This is a genomic window from Sporolactobacillus sp. BBK16-2 (genome assembly GCF_059878335.1).
The window spans coordinates 3,079,750-3,099,423 of the sequence record NZ_CM187611.1; the positions used below are offsets into that span (position 1 = coordinate 3,079,750).

The window sequence follows — 19,674 nt, forward strand, 5'->3', positions numbered from 1 at the left end:
ACAGCTCGTCCCTATAACGAGCTGCCTGAATAAACGATCACTTGTTAATTGAAAGTCCCACTTCGTCTTTCCGAGGAAGATTATCCCTTAACTTGCGAAGGGCACTTCTTTGCAGACGAGAGACATGCATTTGCGAAATTCCTAAGCGTGCACCCGTTTCTTTTTGACTGAGATTGTCGTAATAGGTGCAAATCAAGATCTTTTTCTCCCTCTCCGAAAGGACCTGGAACGCTTCGGTTAGAATGAGCTTCTTGTGTACCAGCTCATAGCCGTTCTCCTGCTTACCGACAATATCAAGCAGTGTCATCGCTGTACCTTCCGGATCTCCATCGATCTTTGAATCCACGGATAAGGTGTTGTATCCTCGAGCCATTTCTAAGGTTTCAAGAATACTTTCCTCGCTTTCACCAATGGCTTCAGCAATTTCATCAATCCTCGGAGAACGCTGGAGGGAGTTTGTCAGTGCTTCGGTCGCACGTCGGATTTTCGGACTGAGTTCTTTGACACGTCTTGGCACATGGACGCTCCACGTCTTGTCTCTAATATAGCGCTTTATTTCTCCGACGATTGTTGGAACAGCAAAAGATTCAAAGCTGCCGCCAACTGCAGGATCAAATCGCTTAATAGCTGCGATTAACCCAATCATGCCGACCTGATAAAGATCCTCGCGCACATCGCTGTTCTTAGCAAATTTGCTGGCAAGTGCACCGACCAATTTCTCATAACGGCGAATTATTTTCGTCTGAAGCTGTTCATCCTCAGGATTTTTTTGAAAATCAGCGATCCATTTCTGAATCTCATTCTGTTGTTGAGACTTTGTTGGCAATGCGCTCCACCCCGTCTCTGGTTACATACTTGACCATTCGGACAGCTACACCGCATTCCGTACTGATCGTTACCTGATCCATAAGCGCATTGATCAAAAAGAGACCCAGTCCTCCCTCATTGACATCGTCAAGATCGGCGGAAGGATCGATCGGCCTCAGTTTCTGCAGTGCTTCGCTCGCATCAAAGCTCTCTCCGTTATGCAGAACAGTAAGTGTCAGCGCCTCTTTACCGCATTCCATAATAACTTGGATCTGACCAATCCCATTTTGTTTGTATCCATGACTGACCGCATTCGTGCAGGCTTCGGACACCGCAACCTTGATATCTTCAATCGCGTCGAACGAATAGCCCATTCTGCTTGCCGCTCCAGAACATGCAAGCCGCGCAATTCCGACAAATTCAGGTTTTGCCGGAATGCTAAGCCGAATCACATTACTCGTTTCAGTCATTTGCGCTCCCCCCGCTTATCTGTGCTCTCGTAAGAAGATCCATTAATCCGGTGATTTCAAACAGTCTTTTAATTCGCGGCGTCATACCAATTACAGAAAATCGGCAATTGTGTTTGACTGCCGATTTGAGTGCAGCAACAATAACGCCAAGTGCTGTACTGTCCATATATTTTGTCTCATTGAGATCTAAAATCAATTCACCGTCTTCAACTTCTGTTAAAGGAAGCAAGCCTTTCTTTAATTCCGGTGCTGTGAATACATCGATTTCTCCTTCCACAGCGACAAGATAAAGTTTCTCTCCTTTTGCTTCCCGCTCAATTGATATATTCATGTTCATCCTCCTGCATGCAAAGCATCTTTAAATGATCCATACCCAATATCAGAATAGGCAAAACCTAAAACTTCATCGCAATAAATGTAAAATCATCAGTAAATGAACATTTCTGCATCTTCTTTAATTCATACATAACATGCCGTACCAAGCGTGAGGCGGGCAAATGCATCGATTTGCGGATGATTTCCACGGTCTGTTTGCGTTCAATAAAATCGTGATCCTTCCGAATTTCGGTTACTCCGTCGGTCAGAAGGAAAATCATATCGCCAGGCCAAATTTTCCGAGCCCACTCCCTATACTTGGATTCAGGAGTGAGTCCAAGCGATAGTCCTCTAGCTTCCAGATCGACAAATCGGTTCTCGCGTGCCGAATAATAAAAACCTGGTTCATGACCTGCTGAAGAATTTGAAAAAATATGAGTCTCAGGATCATAGACACTGTAAAACATGGTGATGAACATACTTGGATCAACATTGCGCTCAACGACACGATTCAAACTTGAAAGAATTGCCGATGGAGCCCCCGATTTATTTTCAGGAAGGCTGTCCATTGCGTACTTGATCATTGACATACACATAGCTGCCGGGATACCTTTTCCAACGATATCGGCAATCGTGACTGCCAATCGTTTTCCATCGTTCACAATGCGATAGTAGTCTCCGCTCATCTTTTTCGCCGGTACACTAACCGCGCCGATGTCCGCAAAAGAACAGCTTGGAACTTTCCCTTCAAGAAGTGCCTTCTGTACCTCAGCAGCAACATCAATCTCGGTGTCTAACAGTTTCTGGCGGTTTTTAAGCGCTTGATGTTCCCTATAATCGCGGCCGTATCCCGACATCATCTTTATTAAAAAGTCAATGGATCGGAGTATCACGCGATCGGGATTTATAACGATTTGTTTCAATGCATCAAGATGCAGTTCGACAAGATCATCAGGAGAAACCCCATGTTCATGCAAGTATTCGCTCAGCTGCTCACATTCCTCCATATTCGGTTCTGAACTTTGAGCAACGTAATGTGCGAGTAAATCTCGATATGCAGCAAGCTGCGGCTCTTCTTCCATTGTACCCACTGTAGCCCACTCCTTCCGAACACCCATAGACTAAAAAGCTAATTAATTAATGAATGAATATTCTAACTCAACTAAATAGAACGGTTTCAATCACCTTTTCTGTCGAAATAACAAACAATCAAAAATGCAAACTCGGTACCTAATTATTTCATGAATTGACGATTATGGCAAAAAATATGAACAGCAAAATTCAACAAAAATTCCCATATTGAGCAAATAGGCTGGACTGAATTGATTCCCACAAAAAAAGCGACTTTCTGATGGGAAAGGCGCTCTTCGTTCATTTATGTGTATGTATGCGATTCAAAAATCAATCAAACTGAGACTGATTTGAATCGCTTTGTTTACTCGACTCATCATTTCTTCATCCAAATGCGTGATTTTATCCGTCAGTCGCTGCTTGTCAATGGTTCTGATCTGCTCGAGCAGGATGACCGAGTCACGATCAAAGCCGTATTTTTTCGCATCGATCTCCACATGAGTCGGCAATTTGGCTTTTTGAATTTGTGCGGTGATGGCCGCTACTACAACCGTTGGGCTAAAGCGATTGCCAATGTCGTTCTGTATGATCAGGACCGGGCGTACACCGCCTTGTTCTGATCCAACGACTGGTGAAAGATCTGCAAAGTAGACGTCGCCGCGCTTAACAATCACCAGTTACACCCCGCTGACGGAGCGTTCCATAGTGATCTCTGCCTCCTCCTCAGCGAGGAATGCTTCAGAAGCAATGTTAAGGTTGATTTTAGCCATTTCCATGTAGCCCTGACGCATAATTTCACGGACATAGCCCCTGTTACGCTCACGCAGATACAGTCTGATGGCGCGATGGAGAAATTCACTGCGATTCATCTTGTCCCGACTCGCCATTCCATCAATTTCGTTCAATAAATGTTGCGGCAAACTCAGCATGATTTCCTTTATCTTTGATTCCGACATGCCTGCACCCCCACCACTTTCGTCAGAATATATCTTTTTTTGATCTAAAATTCATGTTACCATTTCAAAATTATTTTGCAAAGCTATTTTCGCCAAAAATCGAGTACTTCTATGCTTAATTGTGTTATTTTTTTCATTTTTTTGCTGATTTATTGATCATGTTTCATCTGCGGCAGTTAGAATCGGATTGCTTGTCGCTATTTTCTTTCCGTTTTTCCAATAAACCCGTGGAATGCGGGGGTGAATCGTGCAGGTTACTTCATAATTTATTGTTTGCAGCTGCTGAGCCCTCTCGTCTGCCGTGATTTCCTCAGCGCCATTTTTCCCGATTAAGGTTACCTCTGTTCCTTCAGGGTATGCGCGCGGAAGCCGGCACATGAATTGATCCATGCAAATCCGTCCGACAATCGGACATCTTTGACCGTCGATCAGAACATCGGTATCGTGAAATCCCCGGAGCCAGCCGTCTGCGTAGCCTATCGGCACAGTGCCGATCCATTCATCATCAGAGGCTTGGTACGTTGCACCGTATCCGATAAACGACCCTTTTTCCACTTGTTTTACGTAGGTCAATCGGCTGTGCAGCGACATGGCTCGTTTCAATACAAAGGGCAGCTGTTTGACCATTTCAGGGGAAGGAGACAGGCCGTACATCGCGATGCCATAGCGAACCATGTTAAACAAGTGACGTCTTTCTGCAGGATACTTCAAGGTTGTCGCGCTGTTCCCGCAATGAATCACTGCAGGGCGTGCACCAAGCTCCTGAATCCAGTCTACCATCATTTCAAAACGTCCGTACTGTTCATTAAAGTAAGCTTCGTCATCCTGATCGGCTGTAGCGAAGTGCGTAAACATTCCCTCAATGACAAAACGGGGATCCCGCCTGATTTCGCTGACAAGTGTGGATGCTTCGTCCTTGTTGCGGATACCGATTCTGCCCATGCCGGTGTCACAGGAAATATGCAGGGACACGGACTGTTCAGCAGTATAGTTTTCCCGGGCGCGTTTAACCCATTCTCCGTCAGACACAGTCAGAGCGATATGATACTTGGCCGCATGGTTGACATGCTGGGGCGGAATAGGCGACAACACTAGGATTGGCGCTTCAATACCTTGCTTACGAAGGGCAAGTGCCTCATCGAACAGAGCAACTGCAAGCCAGGATGCGCCGTTATCCAGCGCGGTTCGTGCGACCTGCAACGCGCCATGTCCATATCCGTTTGCTTTAACGACTGCAAGCAAAGCAACATCCTCCGGAATACGTGTCTTCATATTTCGGACGTTGTTCGCTACCGCGTCCAGATCAATATCCGCCCATGTTTCTCTATAAAAAGATGTAGCTGTCATCGCTGGCTCAACCACCCAATCCATTGAATAAAATTTACAGGAAGGTTTTCCGCTCGCCATTCGCTCATCACAAACAAGTGAAGCAAGTAAATAAGCCTTCCTCATCGCCTTGTTTCGACAAGGTTTTCTATTCCTATTTAAGCACTTCTCGCAAAAAAACGAAAGATGATTTTGTAATCCGTTTGCCCTAAAGCTTTTATAATAAAACACGCACCTCGATTTGGTTTTCTCAGCCAGACGAAGTGCTGTTATGCAAGCAAAAAAGCGCCCGATCACGAGGAGCGGAGCGCCGGCAGTTATTTGTTATTTCGTTGCAAGTCCGTTGACAGACTGAGCAATGGTCATCATTTCATCTTGTGTCAATTTATCTGAAGCGAGGAAGTAATCCGTTCCCCCATAAGACCAGTATAATGATTTATCTCCGCTGGAACCAATGGCAAATCCAAGATTTTCAGGGCTCCCGGTTGCAATCGTCGGTACGGAACTTACCGAGGTCCGACTTTTTGATTCAATGAGCGTGAACGGTTTCTTGCCCTCATATTTTAAAACATAACGATCGCCGACTTGAGTGGTTTGCGGTTTCACGGTCGCAAGCTTGGTTCCTGAAAGCATGGCCGTCGGATACAAAAGCTTGAACGAGGCATTTTCCGCCGTTGTCGTTTGTGTTTTCGTAATACGGGCCGCCGTCATGTTCGTTTTTACATCAAATGTTTTGTTATTCAGTGACGGATTCACTTTAAAGGATTTGAATTTGACCGTTACCACGACATTCTCATCCTTATCCTTGATCTGAACATTTTTTGGAGTCAGATCCTTTTTCAAAGAGATCGTTTGATTGGCCAGCTGCGTGGTATTGTAATTGGTTTTGGTTTTAAAAACGTACTGATTATCTTTTGCCGTGAATCCCGGATTCGGATCATTCAAAATATCCTTTGCCAGCGAGTGGTACAGATACGCTTGGCTTCGATTATTCGGCCAGTCGCTTTCAAACCGGTAGCTCTTATTTAATTCCGGAGTCAGGACAAAGACGCCTTCTTTATTGCGTAAGATCATTTGCTTGTTCTCTTTTTTCCCATCACTGAGCGCAACTTTGTAATAGTTTGGTTTCCTATACATGACATTAACTTGGTACGTTTGTTTCTTCCCATTATGCTGGAACGTCATGACTGCATCGGTTGAGTAGCTGTTGATATTCTCATAGCGCTTGTTCAGATCATTAATGACATCTTTTTCCGATTTGGTGCCGCATCCGGTTAATAACGCCAAAACCAGGATCGCGCCAAGCCATAATGCCGACCACTTTTTCATGTATCTCCAACCCCTTTGCCTCTATTCGGTGACAAAGGAGGAACTGCTTAAAGGTGCGCTGTTTCGCTGTAAAAGTGATGCAGAACAGGAGGAATCGCTTCAATAACATCAGTAGCCAGTACGTCGAGCAGAGAATGACCGTGCTCAACCAGATAGTCTGCAGTCGCGCCGTGCACATAGACTGCGTTACATATCGCATCCATCATTTGTTCGTGCTGCAGCAAAAATGCAAGCAGGATGCCGGTCAGAATGTCGCCTGAACCGCCCTTAGCCATGGCGGCATTTCCGGTCGGGTTAACGACCTGCCGTCCGTCCGGAGCTGTAATGATCGTATACTTGCCTTTGAGTACCAGATAAACATGATACTTTTCCGCAAAAGCCTTGGAACAATTAAATCGGTCGCTTTCGATTTCCTTAACGGTATTGCCTGTCAGAGCCGCCATTTCACCCGGATGGGGCGATAGCACAGCAGGAACGCTGCGCCGAGTGAGCAGATCCAGATGGTGCTTCAAATGAATGAGCCCATCCGCATCGATGACGCAGGGCATCGCGCTGCTTTCTTCAACAACGCGGCAAACAAGAGCCTCCTCATGAGAATCCCTTCCAAGTCCCGGCCCAATCGCGACTCCGGTCACGCCATCAAGGCTGATCCCATCTCTTGGCATAAACATTGTCTCCGGCAGATGCCCGGCAATTACAGGTTTAATCGCATTCGGAACACTAACTTTCAGCAATCCAATACCGGAACGAAGCGCCGACTTGGCTGAGAAAAAGGCTGCGCCCGACATATCGGTGCTGCCTGCAATCAGCAGCCCTTTGCCATGCGACCCTTTATGTGAAAAAGGATCACGCCGCGGAAGTGTTCGAACAACGTCCGATCGCATCCGCAGGTCACGGCGAATGCCCGATTCACGATATGCGATACTCGGGATACCAATCGGAAGTACCTGAACGGCTCCAAAGGATCTGGCGGCAGGCAAGACAAACTGAGCCAGCTTGGGACATTCCAAGGTTAGGGTCCGGTCGGCGGCGACGGCTGGGTGTGTATATGACTCACCGTTAGCAGGGACGCCGCTTGGCAGATCAATTGAAACAACCTCTGCACTTGAATGGTTGATTTGCTTGATCACCTCACCATATTCAGGATACGGTGCTCCATGAACGCCTGTCCCCAGCAAAGCATCAACAATCAGTTCCGAACGTTCCAACTGTCTCGCAAAGCGTTTGGGATCATCTTTTACTTGAAAGATTGTTCCCCCGCAAGTTAAATAAGCGTTCATGTGGTACGCAGCGTCTCCTGTAATTTTCAGCGGATCTGCTACGAGCCATGTGCTGACGCATACTTCACTGTCCATAAGCAGACGAGCTACGACAAATCCATCGCCCCCATTATTTCCTTTTCCAATAATGACCATGACTTGTTTTCCTGGTGTCAGTTCCGGCTCGATCGCCGCATATACGGCGCGACCCGCATTCTCCATAAGCACCGGTCCTCCCAGCCCGATATGTGTTATGGTGTACTGATCAATGTTCTGCATTTCTTCTCGCGAAACAACGTGCACAATAGTCCCTCCTAGCGTAATAAACTATATGAGACAAGGTTCTTTAATATGCAGACTAGCATGACAAGCTTTCAATAATAACAAAAGCTGCGGCGGTGTGATCTGTATGTGTAATTGATACGTGGACGGTGTCGCCGGAAGCGGTTCGATCCTCAAGCAGCGGTCTGCCAAGGGAATCGTTGATGATGGTCAGGTCCTGAAAGGAAACAGATTTTCCGATTCCTGTGCCGCATGCTTTCGCATAAGCCTCTTTCGCAGAAAAGCGACCCGCCAGAAATTCCAGTTTGCGCTTGTCGCTGAGTATGTCGAATTGTTTACGTTCCTTCTCAGTCAGGACACGATCGATAAACGCGTCCTGATGAATCTGTTTGGCTACTCGATCCAGTTCGATCAAATCAATGCCGATCCCTTTAATCATGGAATGCTCCCGCCTTATTTTTGCAGTATCTGTAAATTTCGGTTAATGAACCTCTATTAAAAAATAGATGAAAAAGGTTACATGCACATCGCTCGATCAATTGAGTTGACAAGTATTTATTTCTCGATTGTCTATGTGTAAAAGCTCTCAATGGCGGTTAAAATGGATGAACGATACCTGTTCGTCATGATCCGCCTATTCGGCGAACCACTTTTTCGCTACCACTGATTTCTATTTTACCCTATACTTAGTACAAGATCATTCCTCAAGGGGGTTTTATACTGCTTTGTTTATCAGAAACGAACCATTCAAGCTCTTTATAAAGCTTTACCCAATCACCACGATCATTCTGGCTGTCGATCTTTTCATTTATCTTCTGTTTTTAATCACCGGAACATGGCATGTTGCACCGGAATTTGCACTGCGTATGTTTGTGTTTTCCGCTGGATCCAATGATGCGATTTTGAATCAAGGTGCGTGGTGGCAGCTTGTAACACCCATTTTCCTTCATATTCATTTTTCACACATCTTATTCAACGCGTTCTCTCTTTTTATTTTTGGACCCGCGCTCGAAGTGATGTTGGGAAAATGGCGATACGCAACCGCCTTTTTGGCGACAGGGATCATTGCGAATATCGCCGCGCTGTTCCTTGAACCCGTGGGCTTCAGCCATTATGGGGCAAGCGGTGCGCTGTTCGGACTTTTGGGCATCTACATTTTTCTTGTTATTTTCAAGAGAGAGAGCATTTCAAGACAGGATCAGACGGTCGTCTTCGTCATCGTTCTCATCAGCTTGATCAGTTCATTCATCGGTGCAGATATTGATGTGATGGGGCATTTGATCGGTTTTCTGTCAGGATTGATACTCGCTCCACTGTTCTTTTTTAATAGAACCGAGTAAAGAATCCTATCATTTTATACTGCATCATCTATGAAAACGATTGTTTTTTGTTCAAAAATTGTTCATAATAGTGTTAGTTATTATGGTTAAAGATTTCCATTTTGAAAGGAGCTCCTCTTCATGGCATTCGTCATTACGTCAGCCTGCGAAAATGAAAAAGCAGGTGAGTGTATCGAAACATGTCCTGTAGATTGTATCGTAGAAGACCAGTTACAAATGTATATCGATCCCGATGTCTGCATTGACTGCGGCGCTTGCGAAGCGGTTTGCCCAGTCGAAGCAATTTTCCCGGAAGATGAAGTACCGGAAAAGGAACAGAAATACATTCAGATCAATCGCGATTTCTTCAAATCGAGATCTTGATCCTCAGATACGAAACCCCCGCTGCTCTTCATACGCAGCGGGGGTTTTGCTTTTTATCATTCAACGAACTATTTATTTAGTTGGGATAAGCACATGGGGATCGAGCCAATCCATAACTATGAGTTCAAGACATAGCGTTTAAGAAGCCCAATCCTATGACAATGATTTGCGGATGCGACCGTTAATGATGCGGATAAGCGGACACTACTTTGGCACTTTCCGTGATTGCCGTTAAAATTGTTGCCCGTGCCTGAGTGGTCATCAAACTTGCTTTCGCATACATTCTTCCTGACTGATCTCTGACATAATGAGGCTTGAGCCGATTCAGGCTCAATGCGTATACATCAAGTTTACATGTCTCGCAGTGGCATGAAATTGATAAATTCTCCCACTGTTGATCCAAAAGATCCTCTACTGCCGCTTCCATGACATTATGTACTGCATTCATGGTTAATCCTTCTTTCATCAAACAAAATCATATGTTTGCACGTAAAAAAGACATATTGCTCTACCACCGAATCGTAGCACACAACTAAAGCTCGCTCAAGATAATTTGGTATTATATTCCAGTATTTTTTTCTTTGATGATATCAACCCTTTAATTAGCGGATCAGCTATCCAGGGACACGCAGAAACCTAAAAAGATACCAGACTGGATATATGGCTCTTAGGATACATTTTAAAAGGGGCAGTAGGCGGCTTGGATTTCCTCTTCGGCGCAAAAATTCACTCAATAGGTTTGTACGAACCTGAAAAAAGACGTTACCAGTAACGGCAACGCCTTCTTTCAATTGTATCCGATCATTATTCAAGAATTTTAACTTTAACCGTGCGGCGCCCCCATTGGAGAGCCGATGAATTATCATTGAAGAATACATCAATTTTTCTGCCTTTAATTGCTCCCCCGGTATCTCCGGCAACGGCGTATCCGTAGCCTTCCACATAGAGCTTTGTTCCAAGCGGAATAACGGACGGATCGACAGCGATCACCTTGGCGTTCGGATTTTGCAGCAAATTGATTCCTGTCGCTGTCGTTCCGGAGCAGCCGTTACAGCGTGCCGTATAAGCGGTACTGTTCGCATAGAACTCCTTAACCGCAGCAACCGTCTCCGACTTTCGGATCACGCGTGTCTGCTTCGCCTTAGGTGCCTGTGCCGATTTGCTTTGGATTTTCTCAGGCTGTTGCACGTTTTCCGTTTTCACAGGTGCTGCTTTAACCGGTTTTGGCAACGGCTGCGGGTTGCGAAGCAGCTTCTCAATGCTTCCCCAGGTTTCCGGTCCAACAATACCATCAATATTAATTTCCTTCACCTTTTGCAGTGTGCGCACAGCATTTTCTGTCTTCTCGCCAAAATAGCCGTCAACAGGCAGATCATTGAATCCGACAGCTTTCAGCATCTGTTGAAGATAGGCGACTTCATTACCTTTCGAGCCTCTCGATAATAGATCCATATTCTTATTAATATACTCAATAAGTGCTGCTTTCGTCTGAGTCCCAACCACGCCATCGACATTGAGATCATTATTTTTTTGGAATTGCTCCACTGCTTTTTCCGTATTAGATCCAAAATACCCGTTCGTTTTAGTCAGAGGATATTCACCTGTCGCTTTTAAGATCGACTGTATGGTCTTCACTTCATCACTGTGCATCCCTTTCGTGAGAACGGTGTCATTGTTCAGGTGTGCAGCTGCAAAAGGCGGCAGGATAATGAATGTGGATGTAAAGGTTGTCGCCACGGCAACGCTTTTTGCAAGTGCAGTCCCGCTATAATACATTGATGTCTCCCCCCATCTTTGACCTCTTCTTTACTACTATGAACTGGGCCTGAGGAACATACTTTACATTTAGATGACAGGACTGGCCATTTGCACGTCTCAGCTTGTTCAAAGTACGACGTTTTGCCGGGATGAAGCATCAAAAGATAGGAACCATCTGACCACGAGAACTAATCATTGTGGGAGTGCATAGTGAATACAAACTGCTCATCATAGAACGGGAAAAGTTAAACAGGTGAATCGATTATCTAGCAGGTGAGGCCGTTATTCAGCAGGTGAGTCGAAATACGTTATGATTTCCCTAGGTTCGTTACAATTTTAATGTCTGCCTGCATATCTTCCATCGACTTTTCAGTAAGAAAATTAAAAACCCTGAGAAACGCGTGATCGTCTCTCAGGGCTCTGTATGGTTATTTACTGCTTTCCAGCGCGCTGTCTATTGACTGCTTCAAAAGATCATAATTCAGTCCGTCTTCAAGCATCTTGTCGCCGACAAAAATGGCCGGGGTCCCCGGGACACCTAGTGATTCGGCAATCGCTTCATCTTTGTCCACATCATCTTGGCGTGATTTAGTATCCAAGGCATTTTGGAATGCCTTTAAATCTATGGATGGAACCGTCTTCTTGGCAATGTCGGTGAGCAGTTTCTTTGTTACCCATTGTTCCTTCTCACTCTTTTGCGCGTCAAAAACCGCTTTATGGAACGCCCAGAACGCTTTCGGATTTTGATGATACACTTCCTCAGAAGCATTTGCGGCCAAAACGGATCCGGAACCAAGTACCGTATAATTGATAAAGTACAAGCTGATTTTTCCAGTTTTTATATACTCTTTTTCAAGCTTAGGAACCACCGTTTCCTCAAATTGCTTGCAGTAAGGACAACGATAGTCCGAAAATACCGTCACTTTCACAGGGGCATTACTGCTGCCGATAAAGGGCTGACCTTGATAGTCAATGCGCGTCGTCTGTTCCGTGCGGTGCGTCGGCTGTTTTTTCGGTTTCGCCTCTTTGTGACTCAGATTACTGAAGATCATGACTGCAATTGCCGCAATCAAAACAATGACAACGATCGAACTGAAAATGACAATTCGACCTTTCTTTGGATCATTGGTCCCTTTTGAGGGACGCTTAGTGTCTGACATTGTCTCACCTCTCATAGTTCTATTCGCCGGATGTCTGCGGATGATTATGTATCTTTAATTTGTTTCCTGTTATTGGCTGTCTGCCGACATTCAATGGGAAACGTCTTCGATACTTTATGATAACAGGTCGCCTGTCCATTCAGCTAGTAATCAGTTTCATTTATTTCCCAAACCTCTAATTTGAAACCATTGAGATTGTTAAAAGTTGCTATAATAATTGCAGGTGTTGACCATGCTGTTGATGAAACGTGTCATCAGTGACTTCAGATCATTAAGCGGGGACACATTATGGAACACATTCAGACATTATTTTATACATACGGATATTTTTTTGTTTTTCTTTTTCTGTTTTGCGGATTGATCGGCATTCCCGCTGCAGAAGAATCATTCCTGCTCTTTGTCGGCGTAACCCTTTCTCAGATTTCCGCTACTGATTACCAGCTCAGCCTCACACTCTGCATTCTCATGGCGGTTCTGGGTGCCTCCTCGGGAATGGTCAGTGCCTACCTCATCGGTTATTACATTGGCGAACCGTTTATGATGAGGTACGGGAAATATATCGGTCTGACTCCGAAACGGTGGAAAGTTGCTCAGGATCGGTTCCAGCGTCACACTGTTCTCGCTATTATTGCCGGTTATTTTATTCCCGGCATCCGCCAGATTAATCCTTATTTAGCCGGACTCAGTCGTGCGCGTTTTGCGTCGTACCTTCCCGCATCCGTGCTCGGAGCTCTAATTTGGTCATCTCTTTTTCTCATGCTCGGCTACTTTATGGGCAATCAGATTCACCACTTTCTTGGTTTAGGCTTGTTCCATTTTATTTTAGTCGGCGTTGTTCTATTCGTCGGATTTATCATTATTACGATCATACAATTTAAAAAGAAAAAATAAGCGGCCGATGTAAAGGCCACTTATTTTGCACGATTAATCATTGAAACAACGATGCGATCGCATTAAAAATGGAGGAGAAAAAGTCGCCAATCGCTTGAAACACCTTTGCTAAAAATCCTTTGGTCTCGCCGGAATTCGCAAGCTGATTGACTTTATCCTTGAGCTGCTGCATCTGACTTCCAACCTGACCCCAGTCAATATGCAAGGTGCGCATTTTATCGAAAAGATCCACAAGCTTCTGGATATCCGCGTCGCTCAGCTTCACATTTACTTGGTTAGCCGAGTCGCGTACCGCTTGTTCGACATCTGCTCTTGATTGCGGTTTGTTCTTAGCAAGGTTATCCTTTATGGCTGTGACGAGATCTGCAGCCTTTTGTTTGCCGACTCCGTCTTGATTTGCAAGTTCGGCCGTTGTAACGACTTCCTCATTAGCAACCTGTTTTTTCGCTTCAGGAATCACTTCACCGGTCTTGGCTTCATATGCCTTGATCAGACCGGTCAGTGCAGCAGTTCCTGACACAGGAAACGGCGCCGTCACATAAACATCGGCATCCTTCACGCCGGCTGTCGCGAGTGCATTGATGTACATATCTTTAGATACATAAGTAATATTATGCGTGCTCGCGGTCAAACCCGAGCCTGATTTCCCAATCGTAATCTTCGACGAGCTGAGTGCACGTGTGCCGATTTGTGCCGAAGATAAATAGTTATCAAGATATTTATGTTCTTCACTGTTATTGACCGTAATGATCTGAGCAGAATCAGGATCCACGCCCATCTCATTCAAAATCGACTGTTTCTGTGCCGCCGTTAAATTTGCACCTAGGGTCACCACGACGTCACCGGTCACAGCATCTGCAGATGCCTTCGCCGGCATAAAAACTGAAATTGCGAGTATCGCCGCAAAAACAATCATACTCATTTTTTTCATATTCATCATGAATTCCTTTCCGGGATGCGAGAACGAAGTTGGCCCGCTCCCAAAAGATCTATCCTAATTCTATTCGCTGCAATCCATTCTATTTGAACGTCATATTAGAAAATGTGCCTGCTTAACTACTGCCGGATCAACTGACAAATCTGCCTCATGAACCGCAAAAATCGAGCCCGAAACAAGTCTTGTCTACTCCTTTCAGGCTCACATTCGAAACAAAAGTTCACTTATTCCGCAATTTCGAAATCAATCGCAAGAGAATCCACAAGTCCGACTTCTTTCAGGTATGAAACACAAGCCTGATGCTCAGGTGACGGTGTATAGAACTCATGGTCTTTCTTGGAACGGAAACGCGTGGTCAGCGCCATTGAATAGCCTTTGCCGCGTGTCGAGTAATTCTGTCCGGATTGGATATCAAGAATACCCGGCAGTTTATCCTTTAATTCGCGCAGTCTGCGTGCGCCTTCTTCTTTTTGCGCTTCGGTTGTTTCGTCACTGAATTTGAAAAGTACAATATGTTCAATCATCAATAACCCTCTCTTCAACATGTTCTCTAACACTCGTCTGTTCCTATGATAGCATTTTTTTCATCTGTACATGCTTATTTTAAAGATCTTCACACAGATGAATGATTTTTTCTTTTTTTCAGGCAAACAAAAAAAAAGAAAACATGGTGATTGCTCAGATCATGTCTTCTTCTCATCATTTGTTTAAGAATTTCAGTATTGAATCTTAAAGAATTGCACTTGCGCCTTTGCCTTGTACTGCGCGTTTCTGTTCTTTTTCCTTAATATATCGAACCAATTCAACGGTCATTGAGTAATGGGTCATCGGCGTGATCAAATAAATGCCTCTGAAATGTTCCATCGCAGTATCGATCAATTCACGGCAAATGTCCAGACTTACGCGGCGTGCCTCTTCTTTTCCTTGAGCAGCAGCCATTCGAGCACGAACATCGTCGGGCAGTCGGATTCCCGGCACTTCATTATGAAGAAATTCAGCATTGCGACTTGAGGTCAGCGGCATAATGCCAATATAGATCGGTGCAGCGAGATTTCGCGTTGCTTCACTGATTTCGATGATTCGCTCCTTATCGAAAACAGGCTGCGAGATAAAGTAATCGGCACCGCATTCCACTTTGCGTTCCAAACGCTGTACGGCGCGATCCAAATTACGCACATTTGGATTGAAGGCTGCTGCCACCCGGAAATGAGTCGGTTGCTTCAGACTTTTTCCAGAGTATGAAATACCGCGATTGAACTGTTTGACCAGCTTAATCAGTTCCATTGACGACACATCGTATACCGAGGTTGCACCGGGGAAGTCTCCGATTTTCGTCGGATCACCGGTGACCACCAAAAGATCATGCAAACCGAGCACGTGCAAGCCGAGCAAATGCGACTGCAACCCGATCAGATTCCGATCTCGGCAGGTAAGGTGTACAAGCGGAGAAACACTGAACCGTTCTTTAATCAGCTTGCCGACTGCAGCATTGCTGATTCGCGGCGAGGCAAGCGAGTTGTCGGCCATTGTAATCGCGTCTGCTCCCGCCTCCTCAAGTGCTTTGACTCCTTTAAAAAAGTGATCGGTATTCAAGTGACGCGGGGTATCAAATTCAACAAATATGGATCGTCCGCTCATGACCTTTTTATAAAGCGGCGAATCGGGAACCGCATCATGGCCGCTCACTTTAATAACTTCAGGCCGTTCTGCAACCCTTTTCGACTCTAGGGGTTCAAGCTCTGCAATGCCTTGTTTGAAGGCTTGGATCTGCACCGGTGTCGTGCCGCAGCAGCCGCCGAGCAGCCGAACGCCTTCATTACGAAAATCGGCCGCATATTTTCTGAAATACTCAGGCTCATTTTCATAATGCAGCTTGCCTTCGCGGTAATCAGGAAGACTGCTGTTCGGATATGCAGAAAGAAATGCTTTTTTCGGCAGCGGAATGCCGCGCAGCGCTTCAATCATATGGAATGGACCAAGCCTGCAGTTCGTGCCTACAACGTCTGCGCCGAGTGCTTCCAGTTCCCTTAACGCTTCTGAAAGTGCCATTCCATTTAACAATACGCCCGGCTCCTGCATCGACACATGCGTAATGATCGGCTGATCGGTCATCTTGCGTGCAATCTTCAGCATTTCCCGAAGTTCATCAAAGTCGTAATAAGTCTCAAGTAATAGTCCGTCGACACCTTCATCAAGCAATGCATATGCTTGTTCACTGAATCCTGCGCGAATGTCTTCAATAGCCAGTGATTGCTTTTGGAACCCGCGAATACCGCCGATTGTGCCAAGTACATAGGTTTCCGGTTTTGCCGCTTCCTTAGCCAGCTTCACCGCCGCGCGATTAAAAACAGTGACCTCATGCTTCAGTCCATATCGATCGAGCTTGATTTGATTTGCTCCATAGGTATTCGTCTGGATCACATCGGCGCCTGCATTAATATACGCTTCATGAACATGCTTCACTTCTTCAGCCTGAGAGACATTGAGTTCCTCAAAACATCGGTCAATTCCATACGAGTAAAGCAGCGTGCCCATCGCGCCGTCACCGATCAATATTCGTTTTTTTAATTCATCACGAATCGATTGCTTCATTAATCTACGCTCCTTACGGTCACCTTCTCATGATTTCGCACAAAATCAAGTGCATTACTGAAATCGCGAATAAGATCTTCAGCATCCTCAAGGCCTACTGATAAGCGCAAAAGTCCGCTTCCGATGCCTGCCTTTTCACGCTCTTCCTCATTCAACTCTGCATGCGACATTTTCGGCGGATACGAGAGAATCGATTCCACCGCACCGAGACTGACTGCGAATACGGGCAGCTTTACATGATTGACAAAGGTGCGCGCGGCTGCCTCGTCTTCCAACTCAAACGACAGAACCGCGCCGCCTGAAGCTGCCTGCTCAGCGTGGAGTTTGGATCCGGGGTGATCAGACAGACCTGGATAAAATACGTTGCGGACTTCCGATTGCGTCGTGAAAAATTCGGCGACACGCTGCGCCGAATCCGCTGATTTGCGAATACGGACGTCAAGGGTTTTCAGACCCCTGAGGAGCAGCCAGGAATCCTGAACACCAAGAACGGCACCAAGCGCATTTTGGAGAAAATAGACTTTATCTGCAAGCTCTTCCGTGCGCGCAACGGCAAGACCGGCAACGACATCGCTGTGTCCGGAAATAAACTTCGTCGCACTGTGCAGGACAAGATCCGCCCCAAGTTCGAGCGGTCGCTGGAATACAGGAGTCATGAAGGTGTTATCAACGAAGGTCAAACATCGATGCGCTTTAGCTAGTTTGACAACAGCTCGAATATCCGTCACGGCCAGCGTCGGATTGGACGGTGTTTCCACGTAGATCACCTTTGTATTTGGACGGATTGCCTGCTCTACCTCATCAAGGTTTGTTGTGTCGACAAACGTATGATCAATTCCGAAACGACCGAGGACCTGGGTCAGAATCCGAAAGGTACCTCCATACACATTCTTCGGAACAATGGCGTGATCACCCGCAGAAAGGAGTAAAAATGCCGTAGAAATCGCAGCCATTCCAGACGCGAATGCAAACCCGCGAACGCCGCCTTCCAAGGCAGCAATCGCATCTTCAAGTGCTTCACGCGTTGGATTTCCGGACCGTGTATAGTCATACTTACCATAATGATCAAAGTCCTTTTGATGAAAGGTTGATGATAAATAAACAGGCACATTTGCCGCCCCTGTTTGTGGATCGACAGCAACCGTTTCTTTTATTAGTTTGGTAGAAAAATGAATCGATTCACTCATGTGCGGTCACCTCTTCTTTTAACGTCTGAAATGCTTGATTCAAATCGCTAATCAAATCGTCCGGGTGCTCAATACCGGTCGAAAGACGAAGCAATGAATTAGACAGGCCGTATTCAAGACGCAGAGCTTCGGGAATATCTGCATGAGTCTGCGTTGCCGGATAGGTAATCAGACTTTCAACACCACCGAGACTTTCGGCAAAGGTGATCAAGTGCAGCGATTTGAGAAAAGGTTCGACATAATCCGGCGCGGTTAATTCAAAGCTGACCATTCCGCCTTTGCCTGGATAAAGCACCTTGGTCACAAGCGGCTGCTTCTCGAGATAGGCAACAATCTTGCGTGCGTTCTCCTGATGCTGGCGCATACGCAGGGCGAGCGTTTTCAAGCCACGTATCAGAAGCCACGAATCAAACGGATCAAGAACCACGCCACATGAATTATGATAGAGTCGCAGTTTCTCAGTAACTTTTGTTCGATTTGAGATCACAAGACCTGCAAGCACATCATTATGTCCGGCCAAATATTTTGTTGCACTGTGCACGACAATGTCGGCTCCCTGTTCAATCGGGCGTTGCAGAATCGGTGTGTAAAATGTATTGTCAACGATAAGCAGCAATTCATTTTTTTTCGTAATCTTTGCGATTGCCGATAGATCAACCTCGTGCATCAACGGATTGGTTGGTGTTTCAATGAAAATTGCTTTTGTCTCCGGACAGACAAGATCAGCTAATTCACCCAGATTTTCGCCGTCCCAATAAGAGAATGAGAGATGGTACTGCTTACTCAGAATCTCAAAAAAGCGGAAGGTACCGCCATAGAGATCTCTTGAAGCAATAATATGATCCCCCGAGCTGAATAATGAAAAAGCGAGCTGAATCGCGCTCATTCCTGAGCTGCAGGCAAAGCCCTCCTGACCGCCTTCTATATCGGCAATTGCCTTCTCCAAAATAGATCGTGTCGGATTGCCCGTGCGCGTATAGTCATAGCCTTTTGAGATGCCGATTCCTTCATGTTTATAAGCGGTAGATAGATAAATTGGCGCGTTGACTGCACCCAATTCATCAAAACCATTCCCGATTTGTGTTAATTTTGTTTCTGTCTTATACGATGCCATGTCGCCATTCTCCCTTCAAAACAAATACATTTAAGTTCACCAGATAGATCGTGAGTCGCTTATACAATTCAAAAATAGGTAAAATAAAAAGCCTTCTTCGCAATAAGAAGAAGGCTTGGTTTGCCGGTATCTTCTTATCCCTCAGGCCGCACGCAGCCTGCTGGAATTAGCACCTTGTCGCCATTCGTAAATCAGCGACGGTTGCTGAAGCGTCATCGGGCCAGTCCCTCGGCTTCTCTTGATAAGAATCAAAATGTCTCATTCAGTTGTTGATTAGTGTACACTAGTGCGCCTATTTTTTCAAGACCTTATTCATTTAGAAAAAGTTCGTCCACTCGTTTATTCAGCACATGCGCAAGGCGAAACGCAAGCTTCAATGTCGGATCGTATTTATTGTTTTCGATCGCGTTAATTGTCTGCCTTGATACATTGCATTTTTTTGCGAGTTCATCCTGCGAGAGTTTTAATGTAACCCGCAGCTCGCGAATCTGATTTTTCACAATTTCGTGCTCCCAAC

Annotated in this window: 22 protein-coding genes and 1 riboswitch; of the genes, 3 read left to right on the plus strand and 19 right to left on the minus strand. The window is 45.6% G+C overall.

Annotation, left to right across the window (positions count from 1 at the left end):
* Positions 1-37: 37 nt before the first annotated feature.
* The 10 genes from sigB to acpS form a co-directional block, all read right to left on the minus strand.
* Complete coding sequence (gene sigB / locus AC6F33_RS15325) at positions 38-826, minus strand: RNA polymerase sigma factor SigB (RefSeq protein WP_255749054.1); 789 nt, start codon at positions 824-826, stop codon at positions 38-40.
* Positions 798-1,277, minus strand: coding sequence for an anti-sigma B factor RsbW (gene rsbW / locus AC6F33_RS15330; protein WP_500777399.1), 480 nt, complete (start codon positions 1,275-1,277; stop codon positions 798-800). Before rsbW ends, sigB begins: the two co-directional genes overlap by 29 nt.
* Positions 1,270-1,608, minus strand: a complete 339-nt coding sequence (locus AC6F33_RS15335) for an STAS domain-containing protein (RefSeq protein WP_255749052.1) — start codon at positions 1,606-1,608, stop codon at positions 1,270-1,272. The genes rsbW and AC6F33_RS15335 overlap by 8 nt, the downstream gene beginning before the upstream one ends.
* Positions 1,609-1,672: 64 nt before the next feature.
* Positions 1,673-2,674: a PP2C family protein-serine/threonine phosphatase gene (locus AC6F33_RS15340; protein ID WP_500778173.1), complete on the minus strand. Its 1,002-nt coding sequence runs from the start codon at positions 2,672-2,674 to the stop codon at positions 1,673-1,675.
* Positions 2,675-2,986: 312 nt separating this feature from the next.
* Positions 2,987-3,337, minus strand: a complete 351-nt coding sequence (locus AC6F33_RS15345) for a type II toxin-antitoxin system PemK/MazF family toxin (RefSeq protein ID WP_255749051.1) — start codon at positions 3,335-3,337, stop codon at positions 2,987-2,989.
* Positions 3,338-3,340: 3 nt separating this feature from the next.
* The gene (locus AC6F33_RS15350; RefSeq protein ID WP_023509569.1) at positions 3,341-3,619 is read right to left on the minus strand and encodes a CopG family ribbon-helix-helix protein; all 279 of its coding nucleotides are present in this window, start codon (positions 3,617-3,619) and stop codon (positions 3,341-3,343) included.
* Between the two features lie 156 nt (positions 3,620-3,775).
* Positions 3,776-4,966: an alanine racemase gene (alr, locus tag AC6F33_RS15355; protein WP_480948817.1), complete on the minus strand. Its 1,191-nt coding sequence runs from the start codon at positions 4,964-4,966 to the stop codon at positions 3,776-3,778.
* A 303-nt stretch (positions 4,967-5,269) separates the two neighbouring features.
* Positions 5,270-6,274 carry a LolA family protein gene (locus AC6F33_RS15360; RefSeq protein WP_500777400.1) on the minus strand — a complete coding sequence of 335 codons (1,005 nt, stop codon included), beginning with the start codon at positions 6,272-6,274 and terminating at the stop codon, positions 5,270-5,272.
* 47 nt (positions 6,275-6,321) lie between these two features.
* Positions 6,322-7,836 (minus strand): NAD(P)H-hydrate dehydratase, encoded by a 1,515-nt coding sequence (locus tag AC6F33_RS15365; protein ID WP_500777401.1) that lies wholly within the window; start codon positions 7,834-7,836, stop codon positions 6,322-6,324.
* 55 nt (positions 7,837-7,891) lie between these two features.
* Positions 7,892-8,254 carry a holo-ACP synthase gene (gene acpS / locus AC6F33_RS15370; protein WP_500777402.1) on the minus strand — a complete coding sequence of 121 codons (363 nt, stop codon included), beginning with the start codon at positions 8,252-8,254 and terminating at the stop codon, positions 7,892-7,894.
* Between the two features lie 286 nt (positions 8,255-8,540).
* On the opposite strand from acpS, the gene AC6F33_RS15375 reads away from it, so the two are divergent.
* Together AC6F33_RS15375 and AC6F33_RS15380 are read left to right on the plus strand one after the other, a co-directional pair.
* Positions 8,541-9,155, plus strand: a complete 615-nt coding sequence (locus AC6F33_RS15375; RefSeq protein WP_255749045.1) for a rhomboid family intramembrane serine protease — start codon at positions 8,541-8,543, stop codon at positions 9,153-9,155.
* Between the two features lie 120 nt (positions 9,156-9,275).
* Entirely contained in the window at positions 9,276-9,518 is a 243-nt protein-coding gene (locus tag AC6F33_RS15380) for a ferredoxin family protein (protein ID WP_480948820.1), read from the plus strand.
* A gap of 181 nt (positions 9,519-9,699) precedes the next feature.
* On the opposite strand, the gene AC6F33_RS15385 is transcribed toward AC6F33_RS15380, so the two are convergent.
* The 3 genes from AC6F33_RS15385 to AC6F33_RS15395 all read right to left on the minus strand — a co-directional run bounded on the left by AC6F33_RS15385 (position 9,700) and on the right by AC6F33_RS15395 (position 12,436).
* Positions 9,700-9,966, minus strand: a complete 267-nt coding sequence (locus AC6F33_RS15385; protein ID WP_255749042.1) for a late competence development ComFB family protein — start codon at positions 9,964-9,966, stop codon at positions 9,700-9,702.
* A gap of 356 nt (positions 9,967-10,322) precedes the next feature.
* Positions 10,323-11,294, minus strand: a complete 972-nt coding sequence (locus AC6F33_RS15390; protein ID WP_304654900.1) for a peptidoglycan-binding protein — start codon at positions 11,292-11,294, stop codon at positions 10,323-10,325.
* A gap of 410 nt (positions 11,295-11,704) precedes the next feature.
* Positions 11,705-12,436, minus strand: a complete 732-nt coding sequence (locus AC6F33_RS15395; protein WP_255749040.1) for a DsbA family protein — start codon at positions 12,434-12,436, stop codon at positions 11,705-11,707.
* A 288-nt stretch (positions 12,437-12,724) separates the two neighbouring features.
* Between AC6F33_RS15395 and AC6F33_RS15400 the strand changes: the two genes are divergently transcribed.
* Positions 12,725-13,327 carry a DedA family protein gene (locus AC6F33_RS15400; protein ID WP_255749038.1) on the plus strand — a complete coding sequence of 201 codons (603 nt, stop codon included), beginning with the start codon at positions 12,725-12,727 and terminating at the stop codon, positions 13,325-13,327.
* Positions 13,328-13,364: 37 nt separating this feature from the next.
* On the opposite strand, the gene AC6F33_RS15405 is transcribed toward AC6F33_RS15400, so the two are convergent.
* From AC6F33_RS15405 to AC6F33_RS15430, 6 genes are all read right to left on the minus strand, one after another.
* Complete coding sequence (locus AC6F33_RS15405; protein ID WP_255749061.1) at positions 13,365-14,258, minus strand: DUF1002 domain-containing protein; 894 nt, start codon at positions 14,256-14,258, stop codon at positions 13,365-13,367.
* Positions 14,259-14,488: 230 nt separating this feature from the next.
* Positions 14,489-14,788, minus strand: a complete 300-nt coding sequence (locus AC6F33_RS15410; RefSeq protein WP_255749037.1) for a Dabb family protein — start codon at positions 14,786-14,788, stop codon at positions 14,489-14,491.
* 205 nt (positions 14,789-14,993) lie between these two features.
* Positions 14,994-16,856, minus strand: a complete 1,863-nt coding sequence (locus tag AC6F33_RS15415) for a bifunctional homocysteine S-methyltransferase/methylenetetrahydrofolate reductase (protein WP_500777403.1) — start codon at positions 16,854-16,856, stop codon at positions 14,994-14,996.
* Entirely contained in the window at positions 16,856-18,043 is a 1,188-nt protein-coding gene (gene metC, locus AC6F33_RS15420; protein WP_480948822.1) for a cystathionine beta-lyase, read from the minus strand. The genes AC6F33_RS15415 and metC overlap by 1 nt, the downstream gene beginning before the upstream one ends.
* Complete coding sequence (locus tag AC6F33_RS15425) at positions 18,036-19,157, minus strand: PLP-dependent transferase (protein ID WP_480948823.1); 1,122 nt, start codon at positions 19,155-19,157, stop codon at positions 18,036-18,038. Before AC6F33_RS15425 ends, metC begins: the two co-directional genes overlap by 8 nt.
* A 131-nt stretch (positions 19,158-19,288) precedes the next feature.
* Positions 19,289-19,405: riboswitch (SAM riboswitch) on the minus strand.
* A gap of 60 nt (positions 19,406-19,465) precedes the next feature.
* Positions 19,466-19,660 (minus strand): helix-turn-helix transcriptional regulator, encoded by a 195-nt coding sequence (locus AC6F33_RS15430; RefSeq protein ID WP_500778174.1) that lies wholly within the window; start codon positions 19,658-19,660, stop codon positions 19,466-19,468.
* Positions 19,661-19,674 lie beyond the last annotated feature (14 nt).

What these genes read in the sequence shown, in the direction of transcription:
- rsbW (WP_500777399.1), bottom strand. Translation starts at nt 1,277, where the DNA reads ATGACTGAAACGAGTAATGTGATTCGGCTTAGCATTCCGGCAAAACCT.
- AC6F33_RS15335 (WP_255749052.1), bottom strand. Translation starts at nt 1,608, where the DNA reads ATGAATATATCAATTGAGCGGGAAGCAAAAGGAGAGAAACTTTATCTT.
- AC6F33_RS15340 (WP_500778173.1), bottom strand. Translation starts at nt 2,674, where the DNA reads ATGGAAGAAGAGCCGCAGCTTGCTGCATATCGAGATTTACTCGCACAT.
- AC6F33_RS15350 (WP_023509569.1), bottom strand. Translation starts at nt 3,619, where the DNA reads ATGTCGGAATCAAAGATAAAGGAAATCATGCTGAGTTTGCCGCAACAT.
- alr (WP_480948817.1), bottom strand. Translation starts at nt 4,966, where the DNA reads ATGACAGCTACATCTTTTTATAGAGAAACATGGGCGGATATTGATCTG.
- AC6F33_RS15360 (WP_500777400.1), bottom strand. Translation starts at nt 6,274, where the DNA reads ATGAAAAAGTGGTCGGCATTATGGCTTGGCGCGATCCTGGTTTTGGCG.
- acpS (WP_500777402.1), bottom strand. Translation starts at nt 8,254, where the DNA reads ATGATTAAAGGGATCGGCATTGATTTGATCGAACTGGATCGAGTAGCC.
- AC6F33_RS15380 (WP_480948820.1), top strand. Translation starts at nt 9,276, where the DNA reads ATGGCATTCGTCATTACGTCAGCCTGCGAAAATGAAAAAGCAGGTGAG.
- AC6F33_RS15385 (WP_255749042.1), bottom strand. Translation starts at nt 9,966, where the DNA reads ATGAATGCAGTACATAATGTCATGGAAGCGGCAGTAGAGGATCTTTTG.
- AC6F33_RS15390 (WP_304654900.1), bottom strand. Translation starts at nt 11,294, where the DNA reads ATGTATTATAGCGGGACTGCACTTGCAAAAAGCGTTGCCGTGGCGACA.
- AC6F33_RS15395 (WP_255749040.1), bottom strand. Translation starts at nt 12,436, where the DNA reads ATGTCAGACACTAAGCGTCCCTCAAAAGGGACCAATGATCCAAAGAAA.
- AC6F33_RS15400 (WP_255749038.1), top strand. Translation starts at nt 12,725, where the DNA reads ATGGAACACATTCAGACATTATTTTATACATACGGATATTTTTTTGTT.
- AC6F33_RS15405 (WP_255749061.1), bottom strand. Translation starts at nt 14,258, where the DNA reads ATGAAAAAAATGAGTATGATTGTTTTTGCGGCGATACTCGCAATTTCA.
- AC6F33_RS15410 (WP_255749037.1), bottom strand. Translation starts at nt 14,788, where the DNA reads ATGATTGAACATATTGTACTTTTCAAATTCAGTGACGAAACAACCGAA.
- AC6F33_RS15415 (WP_500777403.1), bottom strand. Translation starts at nt 16,856, where the DNA reads ATGAAGCAATCGATTCGTGATGAATTAAAAAAACGAATATTGATCGGT.
- metC (WP_480948822.1), bottom strand. Translation starts at nt 18,043, where the DNA reads ATGAGTGAATCGATTCATTTTTCTACCAAACTAATAAAAGAAACGGTT.
- AC6F33_RS15425 (WP_480948823.1), bottom strand. Translation starts at nt 19,157, where the DNA reads ATGGCATCGTATAAGACAGAAACAAAATTAACACAAATCGGGAATGGT.